A 2282-nucleotide genomic window follows, 5' to 3' on the forward strand; every position below is an offset into this window, starting at 1 on the left:
CGCCGGGGCAGACTGGCCCGGCGGCTCCCGGTAGCGGAGGGGCGCTGCGGACAGGCCGTGGCGCGAAGCACGAGCGGGCACGCACCTGGGCGGCACGCGGGCGCGGGCACACGCGCGAGCACGCAGGCACGAGCAGGCGCACGCACCTGGGCGGCACGCGGGCGCGGGCACACACGAGCGGCACGCGGGCACGGCCAGCTCGCCAGCACCCGCGGCACGCGGGCCCGGCGGCACGCGGACCTGAGCGCCAGGCGGCCCTGAGCGCCAGGCGCCGCGACCAGTGCCGGGAGTGTGGCGCGCGTCACCGGAACCAGAAGGACGGACGGGGCAGGGCAGAGTGTGGAATCAGAAATGAGGAACCGCCTCCGCGGCGGTGACCGGGATGCCCTGGGCGAGCTGTACGACGAGCACGCCCAGGTGCTGTACCGCTATGCCCTGCGGGTGACGGGCGACTGGGCGGAGGCCGAGGACGTCGTCTCGGCGACCTTCCTGGAGGCATGGCGCTCCCGGGAGAACCTGCGCCCCGACGGCGACGGGCTCAGGCCCTGGCTGCTGGGCATCGCCACCAACATCATGCGCCGCAACGCCCGGGCGCGCCGACGGCGGGACATCGCGCTCGCCCGGGTCCCGGAGCGTGGCGCGCTCCCCGACTTCGCCGACGATCTCGTCACCCATCTCACGGACGCCGAGGACCTGCGTGCCGCGCACGCCGCGCTCGCCCGGCTGCGCCGCCGTGACCGCGAGGTCTTCACCCTCGTGGTCTGGGCCGGCCTGGACTACGCGGCGGCGGCCGACGCGCTGGGGGTCCCGGTCGGGACCGTACGCTCGCGGCTCTCCCGGGCACGCTCCCGGCTGCGGGAACTCGTCGGCGCACGGGGCCGGGGCACGCGCGGGGCCGCGTCGGTGACGCGCCCGGCCCGCCCCGATGGCACATCGCCCTCCCCTCCGGCCACGGACGCCCGCACCGCCACCGACACCTCCCCGCCCGGCCGCTTCCCCGCCGCCTGGCCGCTGCCCCAGGAGAACCACGGATGACCACCAACCCGCCCCACGGAAACCGTTCCCACCAGGACCGGCCCGACACCCGGCCCCCCGGCTCCCCGGCACATCACGTACAGCACGACGAGAACCGGAACGAGCCCGGGGCGGCCGAGCGCCAGGAGCTCGCCGGGCTGCTGCCCACGCCCGCCGTGCCCGACCTGGAGCCCGACCGGGCGCTGCTGCTGCGCCAGGACCTGCTTCGCGCGGCCGCCCCGGCCGGGGAGAGCGGCGCCCGCCGCCGGGAGGGCAGCGCGCTCGCCCCCCGCCCGGCCCGGCTGCCCGCCGCCCGGCCGCGCCGACGCGTCACCCGGATCCTGGTGCCCGCTCTGGCCTGCGCCCTCGCGGTGGGCACCGTCGTGGTCCTGGACCGGACGGACAGCCCCGCCCCCGAGGCGCCCCCGGTCGCCGGCGGCCCCTCCGGCACCTCGGAGGCGGCCCGGCTGCTGGACCGGATCGCCCTGGTGGCCGCGGCACGGAAGAGTCCGCCGGTCCGCGCCGACCAGTTCGTGTACGTCAAGAGCAAGGTCGCCTTCGCCGGACAGAGCGCCGCAGGGGGACCGCTCACCCTGGCGCCGCCGCAGGTCCGCGAGGTCTGGCTGTCGGCCGACGGCAGCCGTCCGGGGCTGGTACGCGAGGGGGACGGCCCCGGGCGCACCACCGACTCACCGGCCCACACCGTCGGCGGCACGGAGGACGGCGTCGCGACCCCGTCGCCCGGACCCACCGGGGCGGGCCGGGGCTCGATCGACAACCCGACCCATCAGTACGTCGCGTCCCTGCCCACCGACCCCGACGCCCTGCTGCGGCTGATCCAGAACGAGACCCGGGGCAAGGGTGACGACCCGCACCACCAGGTCTTCACCGTGATCGGCACCCTCCTGGCGGAGACCTGGGCACCGCCGCGGGTCAGCGCGGCGCTGTACCAGGCCGCGGCGAGGATTCCCGGGGTCACGGTGGTGCCCGCCGCCACGGACGCGGCGGGGCGTGACGGGGTGGCGGTCGCGCGGGCGGCGCAGGGGCGCCAGACTCAGTGGATCTTCGACCGGACGTCGTCGGTCTTCCTCGGGGAGCGCACCGTGCTGACGGAGACGACCGACGCGGGCACCGCGGGCGAGGTGACGGGATCGTCGGCGATCCTCACCAAGGCCGCCGTCGACCGGCCGGGGCAGGCCCCCGGGAACTGACACCCGCCCCCCTTACGCCCTCGCACGCGCCGGGGCCCGTTTCCTGCCGTCCGGACG

2 protein-coding genes are annotated in these 2282 nt (G+C 77.4%); both read left to right on the plus strand.

The features are described 5' to 3' along the window. The first annotated feature begins 351 nt into the window (after nt 1–351). Complete coding sequence (locus tag ACFVIM_RS34690) at nt 352–1035, plus strand: RNA polymerase sigma factor (protein ID WP_384310248.1); 684 nt, start codon at nt 352–354, stop codon at nt 1033–1035. After that, nucleotides 1032–2225 (plus strand): CU044_5270 family protein, encoded by a 1194-nt coding sequence (locus tag ACFVIM_RS34695; protein ID WP_384310251.1) that lies wholly within the window; start codon nt 1032–1034, stop codon nt 2223–2225. Before ACFVIM_RS34690 ends, ACFVIM_RS34695 begins: the two co-directional genes overlap by 4 nt. Nucleotides 2226–2282 lie beyond the last annotated feature (57 nt).

The sequence above is a fragment of the Streptomyces sp. NPDC057638 genome, from assembly GCF_042800315.1.
In the GTDB taxonomy this organism is placed as follows: domain Bacteria; phylum Actinomycetota; class Actinomycetes; order Streptomycetales; family Streptomycetaceae; genus Streptomyces.